The organism is Nocardioides sp., assembly GCF_041393715.1.
In the GTDB taxonomy this organism is placed as follows: domain Bacteria; phylum Actinomycetota; class Actinomycetes; order Propionibacteriales; family Nocardioidaceae; genus Nocardioides.
Map to the genome: position 1 here is coordinate 160,483 of NZ_JAWKJQ010000001.1, position 16,917 is coordinate 177,399.

14 protein-coding genes and 1 pseudogene are annotated in these 16,917 nt (G+C 70.9%); 11 read left to right on the forward strand and 4 right to left on the reverse strand.

Going from position 1 to position 16,917, the window contains the following annotated elements; translation table 11 throughout:
- Nucleotides 1-76 precede the first annotated feature (76 nt).
- Nucleotides 77-883 carry an inositol monophosphatase gene (locus tag R2740_RS00820; protein ID WP_371300781.1) on the reverse strand — a complete coding sequence of 269 codons (807 nt, stop codon included), beginning with the start codon at nucleotides 881-883 and terminating at the stop codon, nucleotides 77-79.
- Between the two features lie 68 nt (nucleotides 884-951).
- A complete protein-coding gene (locus tag R2740_RS00825; protein ID WP_371300783.1) occupies nucleotides 952-3,207 on the reverse strand; it encodes a hypothetical protein in 2,256 nt (751 codons plus the stop codon).
- 206 nt (nucleotides 3,208-3,413) lie between these two features.
- On the opposite strand from R2740_RS00825, the gene R2740_RS00830 reads away from it, so the two are divergent.
- The 3 genes from R2740_RS00830 to R2740_RS00840 all read left to right on the forward strand — a co-directional run bounded on the left by R2740_RS00830 (nucleotide 3,414) and on the right by R2740_RS00840 (nucleotide 6,240).
- Nucleotides 3,414-5,030 carry an AMP-binding protein gene (locus tag R2740_RS00830; RefSeq protein ID WP_371300785.1) on the forward strand — a complete coding sequence of 539 codons (1,617 nt, stop codon included), beginning with the start codon at nucleotides 3,414-3,416 and terminating at the stop codon, nucleotides 5,028-5,030.
- Between the two features lie 59 nt (nucleotides 5,031-5,089).
- Nucleotides 5,090-5,728, forward strand: coding sequence for an HAD family hydrolase (locus R2740_RS00835; RefSeq protein ID WP_371300787.1), 639 nt, complete (start codon nucleotides 5,090-5,092; stop codon nucleotides 5,726-5,728).
- Nucleotides 5,729-5,844: 116 nt separating this feature from the next.
- Entirely contained in the window at nucleotides 5,845-6,240 is a 396-nt protein-coding gene (locus tag R2740_RS00840) for a cold-shock protein (RefSeq protein ID WP_371300789.1), read from the forward strand.
- A gap of 19 nt (nucleotides 6,241-6,259) precedes the next feature.
- Here R2740_RS00840 and R2740_RS00845 read toward each other — a convergent pair whose 3' ends face one another.
- The gene (locus tag R2740_RS00845) at nucleotides 6,260-7,702 is read right to left on the reverse strand and encodes an MFS transporter (RefSeq protein ID WP_371300791.1); all 1,443 of its coding nucleotides are present in this window, start codon (nucleotides 7,700-7,702) and stop codon (nucleotides 6,260-6,262) included.
- A gap of 59 nt (nucleotides 7,703-7,761) precedes the next feature.
- Between R2740_RS00845 and R2740_RS00850 the strand changes: the two are divergent.
- Nucleotides 7,762-8,540, forward strand: a pseudogene (locus R2740_RS00850) (DUF3027 domain-containing protein).
- Between the two features lie 3 nt (nucleotides 8,541-8,543).
- Here R2740_RS00850 and R2740_RS00855 read toward each other — a convergent pair.
- Nucleotides 8,544-8,852: a DUF2530 domain-containing protein gene (locus R2740_RS00855; RefSeq protein ID WP_371300793.1), complete on the reverse strand. Its 309-nt coding sequence runs from the start codon at nucleotides 8,850-8,852 to the stop codon at nucleotides 8,544-8,546.
- 79 nt (nucleotides 8,853-8,931) lie between these two features.
- Here R2740_RS00855 and R2740_RS00860 point away from each other — a divergent pair, with 79 nt between their 5' ends.
- From R2740_RS00860 to tuf, 7 genes are all read left to right on the forward strand, one after another.
- Nucleotides 8,932-10,452: an NCS2 family permease gene (locus R2740_RS00860; RefSeq protein ID WP_371300795.1), complete on the forward strand. Its 1,521-nt coding sequence runs from the start codon at nucleotides 8,932-8,934 to the stop codon at nucleotides 10,450-10,452.
- Between the two features lie 159 nt (nucleotides 10,453-10,611).
- Nucleotides 10,612-11,061, forward strand: a complete 450-nt coding sequence (locus R2740_RS00865; protein ID WP_371300797.1) for a MarR family winged helix-turn-helix transcriptional regulator — start codon at nucleotides 10,612-10,614, stop codon at nucleotides 11,059-11,061.
- 81 nt (nucleotides 11,062-11,142) lie between these two features.
- Nucleotides 11,143-12,396, forward strand: a complete 1,254-nt coding sequence (locus tag R2740_RS00870) for an MFS transporter (protein ID WP_371300798.1) — start codon at nucleotides 11,143-11,145, stop codon at nucleotides 12,394-12,396.
- 175 nt (nucleotides 12,397-12,571) lie between these two features.
- A complete protein-coding gene (gene rpsL / locus R2740_RS00875) occupies nucleotides 12,572-12,946 on the forward strand; it encodes a 30S ribosomal protein S12 (protein ID WP_371300799.1) in 375 nt (124 codons plus the stop codon).
- Nucleotides 12,946-13,416 carry a 30S ribosomal protein S7 gene (gene rpsG / locus R2740_RS00880; protein WP_371300800.1) on the forward strand — a complete coding sequence of 157 codons (471 nt, stop codon included), beginning with the start codon at nucleotides 12,946-12,948 and terminating at the stop codon, nucleotides 13,414-13,416. Before rpsL ends, rpsG begins: the two co-directional genes overlap by 1 nt.
- Before the next feature lie 84 nt (nucleotides 13,417-13,500).
- Nucleotides 13,501-15,612 (forward strand): elongation factor G, encoded by a 2,112-nt coding sequence (fusA, locus tag R2740_RS00885; protein ID WP_371300801.1) that lies wholly within the window; start codon nucleotides 13,501-13,503, stop codon nucleotides 15,610-15,612.
- Nucleotides 15,613-15,683: 71 nt separating this feature from the next.
- Complete coding sequence (tuf, locus tag R2740_RS00890) at nucleotides 15,684-16,877, forward strand: elongation factor Tu (protein ID WP_371300803.1); 1,194 nt, start codon at nucleotides 15,684-15,686, stop codon at nucleotides 16,875-16,877.
- Nucleotides 16,878-16,917: the final 40 nt, after the last annotated feature.

Consider the following 16,917-nt stretch of genomic DNA (forward strand, 5'->3'; position numbering starts at 1 on the left):
CCCCCTTCTCCCGCGCTTGGACCTCACGCTAGTCCCGAGCCGGGCCGGTGCGCAGGCCTGGGCGGTGCCCGGTTGGTCACATCGGGTCGGCGGCGGAGACCTCGCTGCCGAGCAGCTGGGTGACCGTGTCGTAGACCTCGCGGCGGGCGGCAGCCACCAGGCCGCCGCCGGCGGAGCGGCGCCGCGGGTCGTAGGGCTGGCCGTCGACGGTGCCGACGAACCCTCCGGCCTCGGTCAGCAGCAGCGAGCCGGGCGCGTGGTCCCAGGCCTGCGTCCGGGCATAGATGACGACATCGGCGTAGCCACGCACCAGCTGCGGGTAGTCGACGCCGCAGCACACCCAGGTGAGCTCGAGAGGGCGCAGCCCGGGCAGCTCGCGGCCGACCCACGCGCGCCGCGAGGTGACGCCGCGCCACTCGCGCGGCACCGGCGACGGCGTCGGCCGGAAGATCTGCATGCCGTCGCGGAAGGCGCCCCGACCGCGCTCGGCGACGTACGCCGTCAGGTGCTGCGGCTGCCAGATCCAGCTGCGCTGGACGACGCCGTGGAGCAGCTCGGCCACCATCACCGCATGGTCGGGGCTGCCGTGGACGAAGTTCTTGGTGCCGTCGACGGGGTCGACGGTGAACGCATGGTCGGCGGCGACGAAGCGGTCGTGCAGTGTGGGGTCCGCGGCGGACGCCTCCTCGCCGAGCACCACGGCGCCGGGATAGGCCGCCAGCAGTGCCTCGGTGATCCGCTCCTCTGCCTCGTGGTCGGCCACGGTGACCAGGTCGCCGGGGTTCTTCTCGTGCACCTGCCCGCTGCGCAGCGACCTGAACCGGGGCGTGATGACCTCCGCGGCGACGTCCTGCAGCAGGCGCAGCACCTCGGCGGTCTCCACGGTGCCCAATCTAACGGTGATCGAGGGGTCGTGGACGGATCGCCCACCGGCTCACCGGACCTGCCCGCTCAGCTCCCGGCGGGTGGCCGCGACGCGGGGGGCGGGCCGGTCGGGCCAGGGTCGGCCGGAAGGGCGCCGGGAGGTGGCGGCGGGCCGTCCTGGGCTCCCGGCACCCAGGGGGCGCCCGAGGACGGCGTCGAGGCGTAGACCTCACCACCGCTCGCGTCCACGGCCGGCGCGACCCCCACGTCCACGGTCGCGGCGCCGTCGTCGACGGCCGGGGGCGGCCCGGTCGCGGCCGCTGTCTCGGCTGCGGCGGCCTCCGCCCGGAGGAGCCGGCGTCGGCGCCGTCGCCGCGTCAGCCACCGCCCCAGGAGGGCGAGCGCGGCAAGCAGCAGCAGGCCACCGACGACGATGGCGAGACCGACCCAGGTGCTCCACCGCGCGGCCGCGCTGGCGGACTCGCCGGCCGTCGTCGCCGCGTCGAGGTCGGCGTCCGCGAGCAGCTGGTCGGCCTGCGCCGCCTTGCCGTCCACGTCGAGCACCGTCGCGCCGAGGGCCGCCAGCGGGTTGCGGCCCGCCGCGGCCTCGTCGGCCGCCCCGACCGCGTCGACGGCGGTCGCGGCCCGGGGCAGCAGGTCGGCGAGCTCGTCGTAGGCCGCCTGGTCGTCGGCGCTCTGGTAGAGCGCGGTGACCTTCTCCGGGACGTCCATGTCGTGGCGCTGCGCCGCCTCCTGCACCGCCACCGCGGCCGGGCCGAGCCCGGCGACGTCGTCGACGACCTGGGTGGCGGTGTCGAACTCCCAGGCGGTCATCGCCCGGCGCAGCCCCAGCGGCGGGGCGAAGGTGCCGTCCGCCGCGTCGACCGCTTGGTACTTCCGCAGCGCCTTGCGCCGGTCCTTCAGCTGGCTGCGCTCGTCACGGGTGACCACCCAGGTCTTGAAGGTCTTGACCGCCTTGTCGTTGCCTCCGACGATCTGGTCGAGGTCCAAGAACCGCTGCCAGCCGCTGTGACCGACCGTCAGCCGCGGCTCCCCGGGAGCGGCGTACGCGCTCTCGCCGGCGATGGCCGCGGCCAGCACTGTGCTCCGGGCGTCGGCCGCGGTGTCGTCCATCAGCGTCTTCATCACCACGTACGACGCCGGGTAGCCGTAGCCGTCGTCCGGCTGGGCGCGACCGCCCGCGTCGGCGGTCCACGAGTTGAGCGGGATGGCCCGCTTGCCCTGGGCCGAGACCGGCCGCATCTTGCGCGGCTTGCCTCCGAGCTCGGCGACCGCCCGAGCGGCAAGGTCCTGGGCGACCCCTTCGTACAGCCAGCGCTCGTCGAGGGAGCCGGAGGAGGCCCAGGCGTGCGTGAGCTCGTGGTAGAGCAGCTCCTGGTCGAGCTCCTCGCCGATCACGATCTCGTCGGCCCGCCAGTCGAACCACCCGTCGTAGCCGCGCACGTTGACCGCACGGTCCTCGCGGACCGTCGTCAGGCCCCCCGGCCACGGTGTGCCGAGCAGCTCCTCGAGCGCGGGCACCCCCTTCTTCATCCGGCGGACCACGAAGCGCAGCCACCGCGGGTCGTCCCGATAGGCCATCACGTCGACCTGCTGGTCACCCACGTCGACCGTCTTCGTGCGGGCGATCTCCGGGTCGCGGGCCGAGATCACCGCCCAGAAGCCGGAGCTGTCGGTGTTCTGGGTGAAGGTGTAGGTCGTCGTGCCGTCCGCGTCCTGCTCGGTGAAGTCGTCGGTCGTGGCGTCGAAGGTCATCGTCTCCGGCAGCACCACCTCGACGGTGTTCTGACCGGCGTCACCGGGGCCGAAGGCCGCGAACGTCGCGTAGCCGGGGCCGACGCGGGTCTGGTCCTCCGAGCGCGGTGCCTCGCCCTCGAGCACGAAGCGGATGTCGATGGTGCGGCTCTGGCCGTAGAGCAGGTTGGAGGGGAACTGGACGGTGGCGATCGCCGTGCTCGGGTCCTCGGTCGCCTTGCGCGAGACCGAGAGGGCCGCGCCGTTGGAGGTGGCGGTCAGCTCCTGGGCGTCGGCCGGCACCGGGATCGTGATGTAGGGCAGGTAGAAGTACTGGATGTAGTTGCCGCTGCGCACGCTGGGTCGCTCGTTGCGCACCGTGATCGTCATCGAGGCGGCCACGACCTCCTTCTTGGCCTGCAGCTCGTAGCGGCTCGTGGAGGCGATGTCGATCCCGCCGTCGGCGTGGGCGACGGGCGCGGCGAGCAGCAGCCCGGCGACGGCCAGGACGGTGCCGCGGCGCCCGCGCGCGGCGTACGTCAGCCACCGGGCCCGGGCGCGGCCGACGGTGGCGCGACTGGCGTGCATGGGATCCCCGATCTTCATCTCCCTGGGCGTCCTGTCGGCCCGGACGTTGTCATTGTCCGGGCCCGTGGGCAAGCCATACCGGGCGAGAGCGAGGACCGTGACCAGACTGTGATCCGGCGCCCCACCCCTCGGGGTGGGTACGCCGCCCGCCCAGGGACGGTCTCACCTCTGGTGAGGCGCGGTCCCGAGGGCTAGCGTCGCTGGACATGGAGTCCTACGCCGCCGGTGAGACCAGCCCGCCGCTTCTGGAGGAGACCATCGGTGCCAACTTCGTGCGCACCGTGGCCGCCCACGCCGACCGCGAGGCGCTCGTGGAGTGCGCCACCGGCCGACGCTGGACCTACGCCGAGCTCGACCGCGACGTCGACGCGCTGGCGCGCGGGCTGATCGGCGCCGGCATCGCCGTGGGGGACCGGGTCGGCATCTGGGCGCCCAACTGCGCCGAGTGGGTCCTGGTCCAGCTGGCCACCGCCAAGATCGGGGCGATCCTGGTCAACGTCAACCCGGCCTACCGCACCCACGAGTTCTCCTACGCCGTCAACCAGTCGGGGCTGCGGCTGCTGGTCGCGGCGAGCAGCTTCAAGACCAGCGACTACCGGGCGATGGTGGAGGAGACCCGCGACCAGTGCCGGACCCTGGAGCGGGTGGTCTATCTCGACACCGACGACTGGGCCGGCCTGGTGGCCGACGGGGCGGGCGTCCCCGCCGAGGCGGTGGCGGAGCGGATGGCCGGGCTCGCCCCGACCGACCCGATCAACATCCAGTACACCTCGGGCACCACCGGCTATCCCAAGGGCGCGACGCTCTCGCACCGCAACATCCTCAACAACGGCTACTTCACCACCGAGCTGATCGGCTTCTCCGAGGTGGACCGGCTGGCGATCCCGGTGCCCTTCTACCACTGCTTCGGGATGGTGATGGGCAATCTGGGCTGCACCACCCACGGCGCCACCATCGTGATCCCCGCCCCCGGGTTCGACCCCGCCACGACGTTGCGGGCGGTCCAGGACGAGCGCTGCACCGGTGTCTACGGCGTCCCGACGATGTTCATCGCGATGCAGCACGCACCCGACTTCGCGTCGTACGACCTGTCCACGCTGCGCACCGGCGTGATGGCCGGCGCGATCTGCCCGGTCGAGGTGATGAAGCGCTGCATCGACGACATGCACATGAGCGAGGTCGCCATCGCCTACGGCATGACCGAGACCTCGCCGGTGTCCACCCAGACCCGCGGAGACGACGACCTCGACCGGCGCACCTCGACCATCGGCCGCGTGCACCCGCACGTGGAGATCAAGATCATCGACCCGCTGACCGGCGAGACCGTGGAGCGCGGCGCGACCGGTGAGTTCTGCACCCGCGGCTACTCCGTGATGCTGGGCTACTGGGACGACCCCGAGAAGACCGCCGAGGCCGTCGACGCCGACGGCTGGATGCACACCGGCGACCTGGCCGTGATGCGTGAGGACGGCTACTGCCAGATCGTCGGCCGGATCAAGGACATGGTGATCCGGGGCGGTGAGAACATCTACCCCAAGGAGATCGAGGAGTTCCTCTACACCCACCCCGACATCGAGGACGTCCAGGTGATCGGCGTCCCCGACGAGAAGTACGGCGAGGAGCTGTGCGCCTGGGTCAAGATGCGCGCCGACCGCGAGCCGCTGGACGCCGAGGCCGTGCGCGACTTCGCCTCCGGCCGGCTGGCGCACTACAAGATCCCGCGCTACGTGATGGTCGTCGAGGAGTTCCCGATGACCGTCACCGGCAAGATCCGCAAGGTGCAGATGCGCGAGGAGACGGCCCGGGCACTCGGGCTCGCCTGACCGAGACCCCACCGGGTCGCCCGGCGCCAGCGTCGGCGGGCCGACGTACGCTTCACGCCGTGACCTCGCCTGCGCCGCAGCTCGTCGTCGGCTTCGACCTCGACATGACCCTGATCGACACCGTCCCGGGGTTCGTGGCGGTGCTGGCGGCGCTGGGCGCCGAGCTCGACGTCGACTTCCCCGTCGACGAGATGACCGACCGGCTCGGTCCGCCGCTCGACATGATGCTCGCCGACCACCTCGCCCCGGAGGAGATCGCGCCGGCCGGCGACCGGTTCCGAGAGCTCTACCCCGACCACGCCGTGCACCCCGTCCCGCTGCTCCCGGGCGCTCGCGAGGCGGTCGACGCCGTGCGTCGGCAGGGAGGCCGGGTGGTCGTCGTCACCGGCAAGTTCACCCGCAACGCCCAGCTGCATCTCGACCATCTGGGGCTCGACGTCGACCACCTCGAGGGCTGGGTCTGGGGCGTGGGCAAGGCCGACGTGCTGCGCCGCGAGGGCGCCCAGCTCTACGTCGGAGACCACGTCCACGACGTCGAGGGCGCGCTGGCCGCCGGGGTGCTCAGCGTGTCGGTGCTCACCGGAGGCTGCACCCGCGAGGAGCTGGTCGCCGCGGGCACCCACGTGGTCCTCGACGACCTGGCCGCCTTCCCGGCGTGGCTCGAGGGCTACCTCACCCGCTCCGGTGTGACCGCCTGAGCCGGCCACCAGGCCGGAATGAGTTGGCAGCACCTCGGTGTTGGTCCCTAGGCTTGAGTCCCGGTCGGCGTACGCCCACCGGTCCCCATGATCGAGAACGCAAGGAAGGTCCAGCCGTGCCCAGTGGCAAGGTGAAGTGGTTCGACGCCGAGAAGGGCTTCGGGTTCCTCTCCCAGGAGAGCGGGCCCGACGTCTACGTGCACGCGGACGCGCTTCCCGAGGGGATGACCTCGCTCAAGCCCGGCACCCGCGTCGAGTTCGGGATCGCCCAGGGCCGCCGGGGCGACCAGGCCCTGTCCCTGCGGGTGCTCGACTCGCCGGCCTCGGTGCAGCGCAACCGCGCCCACGCCAAGCGCAAGAAGCCCGAGGAGATGGTCCCGATCGTGGAGGACCTGATCCGGCTGCTCGACAACGTCGGCGAGACCTACCGGCACGGCCGGCACCCCGAGGCCAAGACGGCCCGGCCCACCGCCAAGCTGCTGCGGGCGCTCGCCGACGAGCTCGAGCTCTGAGCCTCGACCCGGCCCGGGCTCAGATGTCGGAGGCCGGCGTCCGCCGGCCCGGACGGGTCGCCAGCACGAACACCAGCCACGCGGCGAGTGCGATCGCGGCGACCCCGAGCCCGAGCTGGGGGATCAGGGGCATGCCGATGCCGATGAAGCCGCCGATCACCCACGCGAGCTGCAACGTGGTGTCGGACCGGGCGAACGCGCTGGTGCGCACCCGCTCGGGCACGTCCTGCTGGATCAGCGAGTCCAGCGACAGCTTGGCCAGCGACTGGGCCAGTCCCGCGGTCAGGCCGAGCAGGGTGGCGGTCACGACGCCGTAGAACAACGCCGCCAGCGCCGACATCACGGCGCCGGCCAGCACCGCCAGCAGCACCGTGAGCCGCGGGTTGACCCGTCTGAGCAGTGACGCCGTGGCGATCCCGAGCGTGTTGCCGAGCCCGGCGGCGCCGATCACGAGAGCCAGCAGCACCTCGGGCCGCCAGTCGCCGATCGGCACCTCACGCAGCAGGAACGCCATGAACATGGTGAGGAACCCCGAGAGGAACCGGGGCCCGAGGTTGGCCCGCAGCGCGAACGCCACCGAACCGGGGATGCGGATCCGCAGCCGGCCGCTGCGGGTCGCGCCGTCGTCGCCGGTGAGGGTCATCATGCCCTCGCCGACACTGGAGTCGACCTGGGCCGGCAGCAGGATCGCGAGGACGGTCGCGATCACGAAGAGCACGAAGGCATAGCGCAGCGACCACTCCGCCCCGGCCAGGCTCGCCAGCGCGGCGATCGGCGCGGAGATGGCCGCCCCCACGACGCCGGCCAACAGCACCCGGGCGTTGGCCTTGACCAGGGTGAGCGAGTCGGGCAGCAGCCGGGGTACGGCGGCCGCCCGGGTCACGGTGTAGGCCTTGGAGGCGACCAGCGTCCCCAGGGCCGCTGGGAACATCCACGCGGACTCCGAGGCGACCGAGCTGGCCAGGCTCCAGGCCAGGAAGGCGCGCAGCGCCAGCGTCGCCCCGATCGCCCATCGGCGGCCATGGCTGAACCGGTCGAGGAACGGACCGATCAGCGGCGCGACGATCGCGAAGGGCAGCATGGTCAGCCCGAGGAACAGCGCGACCTGGGTGCGCGCCTCCCCCGTGGGCACCTGGAAGAACAGGGTGCCGGCCAGCGACACGGCCACCGCCGCGTCACCCGCGGTGTTGAAGGCGTGCAGCTCGATCAGGCGCGACAACCCGGAGTCGCCGGCTCCCTCGGCGTGGGCGGCGCGGCGCGCCTGCCGGAACGTGTAGGTCGAGAAGCGCGACGTGGCTCGGGCCATGCCGCGGGCGCCGCGGGCGGTGGCTCGCGCACCGGCGCCCAGCGCCTGGGAGGTCTGGCTGCGCCCCGAGGAGGTGCGGCCCAGGCCGACGTGGACATCGTCGCCCCCGGGGTCCGGTGCGCCCGCGGAGGGATCTCCGGGGCCGGTCGACGTCATGAGCTCCATCCTGCCTGGTGGGCCCCTCGGTCTGACACAACCCGGGCCGATGCGTCATCATGACCTGCGTGCCCCCGACTCTGACCGCCAAGCTCGACGCCGTCGCGGCCGGCGCCGTCGACGACGCCCGTGCCGCGCTGGCCGCCGAGGTCCCCGCGGCCGATGTGGGCGAGCACCTCGTGGCGCAGTCCGAGGGCGACCGGGTGGTGACCCATCTGTTCGCCTGCGAGCGACCGGGCTACCACGGCTGGCGCTGGTCGGTGACCGTCGTGCGGGCCGCCCGGGCCAAGCACGTGACCGTCGACGAGGTCGTGCTCATTCCCGGTGAGGCAGCGATCGTCGCCCCGGCCTGGGTTCCCTACAAGGAGCGGGTCCAGCCCGGCGACCTGTCGCCCGGCGACCTGCTGCCCGTCGAGGAGGACGACCCGCGGCTGGTGCCGACGTACTCCTTCGGTGACGACCCGCTCAGCGCCGACGACAAGGCGCAGATCCGGTCGGTGGCTGCGGAGCTGGGCCTGGGCCGGGTCCGGACGCTGTCGCTCGAGGGGCGCGACCAGGCCGCCGAGCGGTGGTACGACGGCGACGCCGGCCCCGGGTCGGCGCTGGCGCAGGCCGCCCCCAGCGGTGCACCGGCTGCGGCTTCCTGATGAGGCTGGCCGGACCGCTCTCGGAGATGTTCGGCGTCTGTGCCAACGGCAACGCCAACGACGACGGCAGGGTCGTCTCGCTGGACCACGGGTGCGGCGCCCACTCCGAGGTGACGCTGACCCGGCGGCAGCGGCCGCGGGCGCTGCCCGACCACGTGCTCGACACGGTCGACGACCTCGAGCAGTTCTGAGGCTCAGGCGCGGCGGCGGCCGCCGGCCGACTGCCGCGGTCCGCGAGCGCGCTGCTGACGCCGGCGCCGGGTGTACTCCCAGCCGAGCAGGCCCAGCCCGAGCCCGGCCAGACACGTCCACACCCACCAGCCGCGGCCGGAGTCCTGGAGCTGGCCGTAGAACGGCAGCAGCCCGAGGAAACCGACCACCCACAGCGCGCACCCGACGGCGACCGTCCGGACGCCGTCGACGTCGAGCGGCTCGACATCCGCGACGAGGTAGGTGCGTTTGCCGATCTCGTGCCGGGTCGGCTGCTCGTCGTGGCGGTCCACGCGCTCACCGTACGACACCGGTGTCCACTGCGAGAACCCGTGCTGTCACCCGCTCCCCGGCTCTGCCAGACTGCCGGCCGTGAGCAACCAGAAGCGCCCCTCGAAGAACCGCCCCGTCCAAGGCGTCAGCGGCAGTCCGACCGGCAGGCCCAAGGCCACCGGCCCCGGTGGGCTCGACGGGTTCTTCAAGATCAGCGAGCGCGGCTCGACGTTCGAGCGCGAGATCCGCGGCGGCGTCGTCACGTTCTTCACGATGGCCTACATCGTGGCGCTCAACCCCGTCATCCTCGGCTACGTCCAGGACGCCGACGGCAAGTTCCTCGGCGGCGGCGACGCGCCCAACATCGCCGCCATCGCCGCCGGCACGGCGCTGGTGGCCGGCGTGATGACGATCCTGATGGGAGTCGTCGCCAACTTCCCGCTCGCGCTCGCCACCGGGCTCGGCCTCAACGCCTTCGTGGCCTTCGGGATCGCCTCCCAGATGACCTGGGCCGACGCGATGGGTCTGGTGGTCCTGGAAGGCGTGATCATCCTGGTGCTGGTGCTGACCGGCTTCCGGAAGGCCGTCTTCCAGGCGGTTCCCTCGCAGCTCAAGGTCGCCATCTCGGTGGGCATCGGCCTGTTCATCGCCCTGATCGGCTTCGTCGACGCCGGCTTCGTGCGGCGCACCGGCGCCCCGCCGGTGCCGGTGCAGCTGGGCGTCGGGACCGGCGAGCTGGCCGGGTGGCCCGTGCTGGTGTTCGCCGTCGGGCTGATGCTGGTGATCGCGCTCTGGGTACGCCGGGTGCGCGGCGCGATCCTGATCTCGATCGTGCTCACCACGATCCTCGCGATCATCGTCGAGGCGATCGTCTCGGCCGGCCCGATGGTCGACGGCGACAGCTCAACCCCGTCGGCTGGAACCTCAACGTGCCGAAGTGGCCGGACAAGCTGGCGGGCATGCCCGACTTCGGCACCCTGGGCGAGTTCAGCCTCTTCGGGTCCTTCTCCAGCGTCGGTGTGGTCGCGGCCCTGCTCTGGTCTTCACGCTGATGCTGGCCGACTTCTTCGACACGATGGGCACGATGACCGCCATCGGCGCCGAGGCGGGTCTGCTCGACCGGACGGCATGCCGCCCAACACCCAGCGGCATCCTGGTCGTCGACTCGATCGCGGCGCGGCCGGCGGCGCCGCGGGCGTGTCCTCCAACACGTCGTACATCGAGTCGGCCTCGGGGTCGGCGAGGGCGCTCGCACCGGGACTCGCCTCGGTCGTGACGGGCGTGCTCTTCCTGCTGACGATGTTCCTCGCGCCGCTGGTGGAGATCATCCCGAGCGAGGCCGCGGTGCCGGCCCTGGTGCTGGTCGGGTTCCTGATGATGCAGCAGGTCAAGGGGATCGACTGGGACGACGTCGAGATCGCGATCCCGGCCTTCCTGACCATCGTGCTGATGCCGTTCACCTACTCCATCACCGTCGGCATCGGCGCCGGCTTCCTGGCCTACGTGCTGATCAAGCTCGTGCGCGGCAAGTCCGCGCAGATCCACGGCCTGATGTGGCTGGTCGCGGCGCTCTTCCTCGTCTACTTCGCGATCCACCCGATCACCGCCTGGATCACCTGATCCGTCGAGGTCGCGGGCGGGAAGGAGTTCCCTGAGGGCCGGACAAGGAGCGCGGCGCGGGCTACCATGGACCCTTGGTCGCGAGCGATCCGGGCGCAGCCGGCGACGGGTTGTCGGGATCGGGAATACTTAGGCTAAGTAATCAGTTAGGATTACGTCATGCCCACCACCGAGAGCGCCTCCCGCACCGTCGCGGGCCTTGCCTCGGAGCTCGGCCTGTCCGTGCTGCGCCTGCGCCGCCGGCTGTCGTTGGAGCAGCACCCCGGCAACCCGCTCAGCCTCAGCCAGATGACCGTGCTCGGCACGCTCTACCGTCACGGTGAGATGACCCTCGGCGACCTGGCCGCTCACGAGCGGGTGCAGCCGCCGTCGATGACCCGGACGGTCGGCGTGCTCGGGGCGGGCGGCTACGTCCGTCGCCACCAGAGCAGCACCGACGGCCGGGTCCAGCTGATCACGATCACCGAGCGCGGCATCTCGACCCTGCTGGCCGACCGCAAACGTCGGGACGCCTGGCTCACCCAGGCGTTGATCCACCTGACCGCGGACGAACGATCCATCCTCCGGGCCGCGGCGCCGATCCTCGACCGGCTGGCCAACGACGACTGACCCGGCCGCCCGGCCAACCCCGCGACGCACCACCATCCACCCGGCGCCAGGCGCCGGCAGTTCCATCGAGCCCAGGACCACGTGAGCCCCACCTTCCGTTCTCTCGCCAACGCCAACTACCGCCGCTACGCCGTCGGCGGCGTCGTCTCCAACACCGGCACCTGGATGCAGCGGGTCGCGCAGGACTGGCTGGTCCTGCAGCTGACCGGCAACTCGGGTACCGCCATCGGCATCACCACCGGCCTGCAGTTCCTGCCGTTCCTGCTGCTCGCCCCCGTGGCGGGGCTGGTCGCCGACCGGATGCCCAAGCGTCGGCTGCTGCAGCTGACCAACGTCGGGATGGCGGTCCCGGCGGCGCTGCTCGGGCTGCTGACCGTGACCGGGCTGGTGGAGATCTGGCATGTCTACGTGCTGGCCTTCGTGCTGGGCACGGCCGCGGCGTTCGACGCGCCGGCGCGCCAGTCGTTCGTCTCCGAGATCGTCGGCCCCGACGACGTGTCCAACGCGGTCGGGCTCAACTCCGCCTCGTTCAACGCGGCGCGGATCGTCGGCCCCGCCCTGGCCGGCCTGTTGATCGCGGCCTTCGGCGGCGGGGCGGTCGGCACCGGCTGGGTGATCCTGCTCAACGCCGTGTCCTACGCCGGCCCGATCGCCGCGCTGCGCCGGATGGACCCGGCCCTCCTGGACAGTCCGGAGCCCTCGCCGCGCATGCCGGGGGCGATCCGGGAGGGCTTCGCCTACGTCCGGGGCCGGCCCGACCTGCTGCTGATCCTCGGCATCGTCGGCTTCACCGGCACCTTCGGCCTCAACTTCCAGATGACCTCGGCCCTGATGGCCACCGAGGTCTTCGACCGCGGCCCGACCGCCTACGGCCTGCTCGGCACGTTCATGGCAGTCGGCTCGCTGGCCGGCGCCCTGGTCGCCGCCCGTCGCGAGCGGGTGCGGCACCGGCTGGTGGTCGGGGCCGCGCTGGTCTTCGGGGCGATCGAGATCGGCGCCGGCCTCGCCCCGTCGTACGCCGTCTACGGGGCGGTGGTCCCGCTGCTCGGGCTGACGGCGCTCACCATGATCACCAGCGCCAACGCCTTCATGCAGCTGCACACGGCGCCGGGGATGCGGGGCCGGGTGATGGCGCTCTACATGATGATCTTCATGGGCGGCACGCCGCTCGGGTCGCCCCTGATCGGCTGGGTGGGGGAGACCTTCGGTGCTCGCTGGACGCTGATCGGGGGCGGGGCCCTGACGATGGCCGGCGTGGCCGCCTCGGCCGCCGTGTTCCTGGCCCACCAGCGGACCCCCCGCCGCGTTTTGACCCCCGCCTTGGCCGAGGAGTAATCTCGACCCTTGTGTCTGGCACGTCCAGGCCGTTGCGCGCGCCCGCGTGTGGGACCTCTGGGCCCTCGGCCCACCCGACGCAGGTTTCGCATGGTCAAGGCACAGCACCACCGATCCACCACCCGAGTCCGGCACCGCGCCGGGCCGTGAGAGCCGACAGAGAGGGAACCACCCGGTGCCCACCATCCAGCAGCTGGTCCGCAAGGGCCGCCAGGACAAGGTGTCGAAGAACAAGACGCCTGCCCTGAAGGGTTCGCCCCAGCGACGCGGCGTCTGCACGCGCGTCTACACCACGACTCCCAAGAAGCCGAACTCCGCCCTGCGCAAGGTCGCCCGCGTGCGTCTCTCCAGCGGCGTCGAGGTCACGGCGTACATCCCCGGCGTCGGCCACAACCTGCAGGAGCACTCGATCGTGCTCGTGCGTGGCGGTCGGGTCAAGGACCTCCCCGGGGTCCGCTACAAGATCATCCGCGGCAGCCTGGACACCCAGGGTGTGAAGGGTCGCAAGCAGGCCCGCAGCCGCTACGGCGCGAAGAAGGAGAAGGGCTGATGCCGCGCAAGGGTCCCGCCCCCAAGCGTCCGCTCGACGTCGACCCGGTCTACGGCTCGCAGGTCGTCACCCAGCTGGTGAGCAAGGTGCTCCGCGACGGCAAGAAGCAGGTCGCCCAGCGCATCGTCTACACCGCGCTGGAGGGCTGCCGCGAGAAGACCGGCACCGACCCGGTCGTCACGCTCAAGCGTGCGCTCGACAACGTCAAGCCGGCCATCGAGGTCAAGTCCCGCCGCGTCGGCGGTGCGACCTACCAGGTGCCGATCGAGGTGAAGCCCAACCGGAGCACGACCCTCGCTCTGCGCTGGCTGGTCGGCTACGCCCGTGACCGTCGCGAGAAGACCATGTCCGAGCGTCTGATGAACGAGATCCTCGACGCCTCCAACGGCCTCGGTGCCGCGGTGAAGAAGCGCGAGGACACCCACAAGATGGCCGAGTCCAACAAGGCCTTCGCCCACTACCGCTGGTGAGCGCCCGCGTCGCGGGGGCCCACCGGCCCCCCGGCGCGAGCCCGCAGCCAGGGGCTGACTCTCGACCTAAGGAACTGACTTTCAGTGGCCGTTGACATCACCACGGACCTCACCAAGGTCCGCAACATCGGCATCATGGCGCACATCGACGCCGGCAAGACCACCACCACCGAGCGCATCCTCTTCTACACCGGCATCACCTACAAGATCGGTGAGGTCCACGAGGGCGCGGCCACGATGGACTGGATGGAGCAGGAGCAGGAGCGCGGCATCACCATCACGTCCGCCGCGACGACCTGCTGGTGGAAGAGCCACCAGATCAACATCATCGACACCCCGGGTCACGTCGACTTCACCGCCGAGGTGGAGCGCTCGCTGCGCGTCCTCGACGGCGCGGTCGCCGTCTTCGACGGCGTGGCCGGCGTCGAGCCGCAGACGATGACCGTGTGGCGGCAGGCCAACAAGTACTCCGTCCCGCGGATGTGCTTCGTCAACAAGCTCGACCGCACCGGTGCCGACTTCTTCCGCTGCGTCGACATGATGGTCGAGCGGCTCAACTCCACGCCGCTGGTGCTCCAGCTGCCGATCGGCGCGGAGGCCGACTTCCTCGGTGTCGTCGACCTGGTCGGGATGCGCGCGCTCACCTGGCGCGGCGAGACCAAGATGGGCGAGGACTACGAGGTCGAGGAGATCCCGGAGTCGATGCAGGCCCAGGCGGCCGACTACCGCGAGAAGCTGCTCGAGACGCTCGCCGAGGCCGACGACACCATCATGGAGAAGTACCTCGAGGGCGAGGACATCAGCGTCGAGGAGCTGGAGGCCGGCATCCGCCGCGCCACCCTCGCCGACCTGGTCAACCCGGTGCTCTGCGGCACGGCGTTCAAGAACAAGGGCGTGCAGCCCCTGCTCGACGCGGTCGTGAAGTTCCTGCCCAGCCCGCTCGACATCGACGCCATCGTCGGCCACAAGGTCAACGACGAGGAGGAGAAGATCGAGCGGATGCCGTCCGACGAGCAGCCGTTCTCCGGCCTGGCCTACAAGATCGCCTCGGACCCGCACCTCGGCAAGCTGATCTACGTGCGCGTCTACTCCGGCAAGCTCGAGGCGGGCTCGACGGTGCTCAACTCGGTCACCGGCCGCAAGGAGCGGATCGGCAAGGTCTACCAGATGCACGCCAACAAGCGTGAGGAGATCGCGTCGGTGGGCGCCGGCCAGATCGTGGCCGTGATGGGTCTGAAGGACACCAAGACCGGCCACACGCTCAGCGACATCCAGAACCCCGTGGTGCTGGAGTCGATGAGCTTCCCGGCCCCGGTGATCGAGGTGGCCATCGAGCCCAAGACCAAGGGCGACCAGGAGAAGCTCAGCACCGCGATCCAGCGGCTCTCCGACGAGGACCCGACCTTCACGGTCAAGTCCGACGAGGAGACCGGCCAGACCATCATCGCCGGCATGGGCGAGCTCCACCTGGAGATCCTCGTCGACCGGATGAAGCGCGAGTTCCGCGTGGAGGCGACGGTCGGCAAGCCGCAGGTGGCCTACCGGGAGACCCTCCGCAAGGAGGTGCTCAACCACAGCTACACCCACAAGAAGCAGACGGGTGGCTCGGGCCAGTTCGCGAAGGTCATCATCACGATCGGCCCCAACCTCGACCCGGAGACCGGCTCCGGTGCCGGCTACGAGTTCGTCAACAACGTGACCGGTGGCCGGGTGCCGCGGGAGTACATCCCGTCGGTCGACCAGGGCGCCCAGGAGGCCATGGAGTTCGGCGTGCTCGCCGGCTACCCGATGGTCGATGTGAAGGTCACCCTCGAGGACGGCGCCTACCACGACGTCGACTCCTCCGAGCTGGCCTTCAAGATCGCGGGATCGGCCGCGTTCAAGGAGGCGGCCCGGATGGCCAAGCCGGTGCTGCTGGAGCCGATGTTCGCGGTCGAGGTGACCACGCCGGAGCCGTTCCTCGGCACCGTGATCGGCGACATCAACAGCCGGCGCGGCCAGATCCAGGCACAGGAGGAGCGTCACGGTGACATGGTCATCAACGCGCTGGTGCCGCTGTCAGAGATGTTCGGGTACGTTGGCGACCTGAGGTCCAAGACCTCCGGTCAGGCGTCGTACTCGATGGAGTTCGACTCGTACGCCGAGGTTCCGCAGAGCATCGCCGACGAGATCATCAAGAAGGTCCGCGGCGAGTAGTCGCCACGGGCCCTCGGCCCAGCAACACCATCCACACGAGTCAGTCAGAAAACAACCAGGAGGAGCCCCCAGTGGCTAAGGCGAAGTTCGAGCGGACCAAGCCGCACGTCAACATCGGCACCATCGGTCACATCGACCACGGCAAGACGACGCTGACCGCAGCGATCACCAAGGTGCTGCACGACAAGTACCCGGACCTGAACCCGTTCACGCCGTTCGACGAGATCGACAAGGCTCCCGAGGAGCGGCAGCGCGGTATCACCATCTCCATCGCGCACGTCGAGTACCAGACCGAGGCGCGCCACTACGCGCACGTCGACTGCCCCGGGCACGCCGACTACATCAAGAACATGATCACCGGCGCGGCCCAGATGGACGGCGCGATCCTCGTGGTCGCCGCCACCGACGGCCCGATGCCGCAGACCAAGGAGCACGTGCTCCTGGCTCGCCAGGTCGGCGTGCCCTCGATCGTGGTCGCGCTCAACAAGTGCGACATGGTCGACGACGAGGAGCTCATCGAGCTCGTCGAGATGGAGGTGCGTGAGCTCCTCTCCGAGTACGAGTTCCCCGGCGACGACATCCCCGTGGTTCGCGTGGCGGCCTTCCCGGCCCTCAACGGCGACGCCAAGTGGGGCGAGTCGGTGCTCGAGCTCATGCAGGCCGTCGACGACTACATCCCGACCCCCGAGCGCGAGATCGACAAGCCGTTCCTGATGCCGGTCGAGGACGTCTTCACCATCACCGGGCGCGGCACGGTCATCACCGGCCGCATCGAGCGCGGCATCGTGAAGGTCGGCGAGGAGGTCGAGATCGTCGGCATCCGCGAGACCTCGCAGAAGACCACCGTCACCGGTGTCGAGATGTTCCGCAAGCTGCTCGACGAGGGCCAGGCCGGTGAGAACGTCGGTCTGCTGCTCCGTGGCACCAAGCGCGAGGACGTCGAGCGCGGCATGGTCGTCATCAAGCCGGGCACCACGACCCCGCACACCAACTTCGAGGCGTCGGTCTACGTCCTCTCGAAGGACGAGGGTGGCCGGCACACGCCGTTCTTCAACAACTACCGTCCGCAGTTCTACTTCCGGACCACGGACGTGACCGGTGTGGTGACGCTGCCCGAGGGCACCGAGATGGTGATGCCCGGTGACAACACCGAGATGGCCGTCGAGCTGATCCAGCCCATCGCGATGGACGAGGGTCTGCGCTTCGCGATCCGCGAGGGTGGCCGCACCGTCGGCGCCGGCCGGGTCACCAAGATCACGAAGTGATCCACCACCCCACGGGTCTGCCCGCGGGGTGAGCACGCTC

Coding starts and splice junctions, on each gene's coding strand:
- R2740_RS00845 (WP_371300791.1), bottom strand. CDS start 7,702: ATGACGTCGACCGGCCCCGGAGATCCCTCCGCGGGCGCACCGGACCCC.
- R2740_RS00830 (WP_371300785.1), top strand. CDS start 3,414: ATGGAGTCCTACGCCGCCGGTGAGACCAGCCCGCCGCTTCTGGAGGAG.
- R2740_RS00825 (WP_371300783.1), bottom strand. CDS start 3,207: ATGCACGCCAGTCGCGCCACCGTCGGCCGCGCCCGGGCCCGGTGGCTG.
- rpsG (WP_371300800.1), top strand. CDS start 12,946: ATGCCGCGCAAGGGTCCCGCCCCCAAGCGTCCGCTCGACGTCGACCCG.
- R2740_RS00865 (WP_371300797.1), top strand. CDS start 10,612: ATGCCCACCACCGAGAGCGCCTCCCGCACCGTCGCGGGCCTTGCCTCG.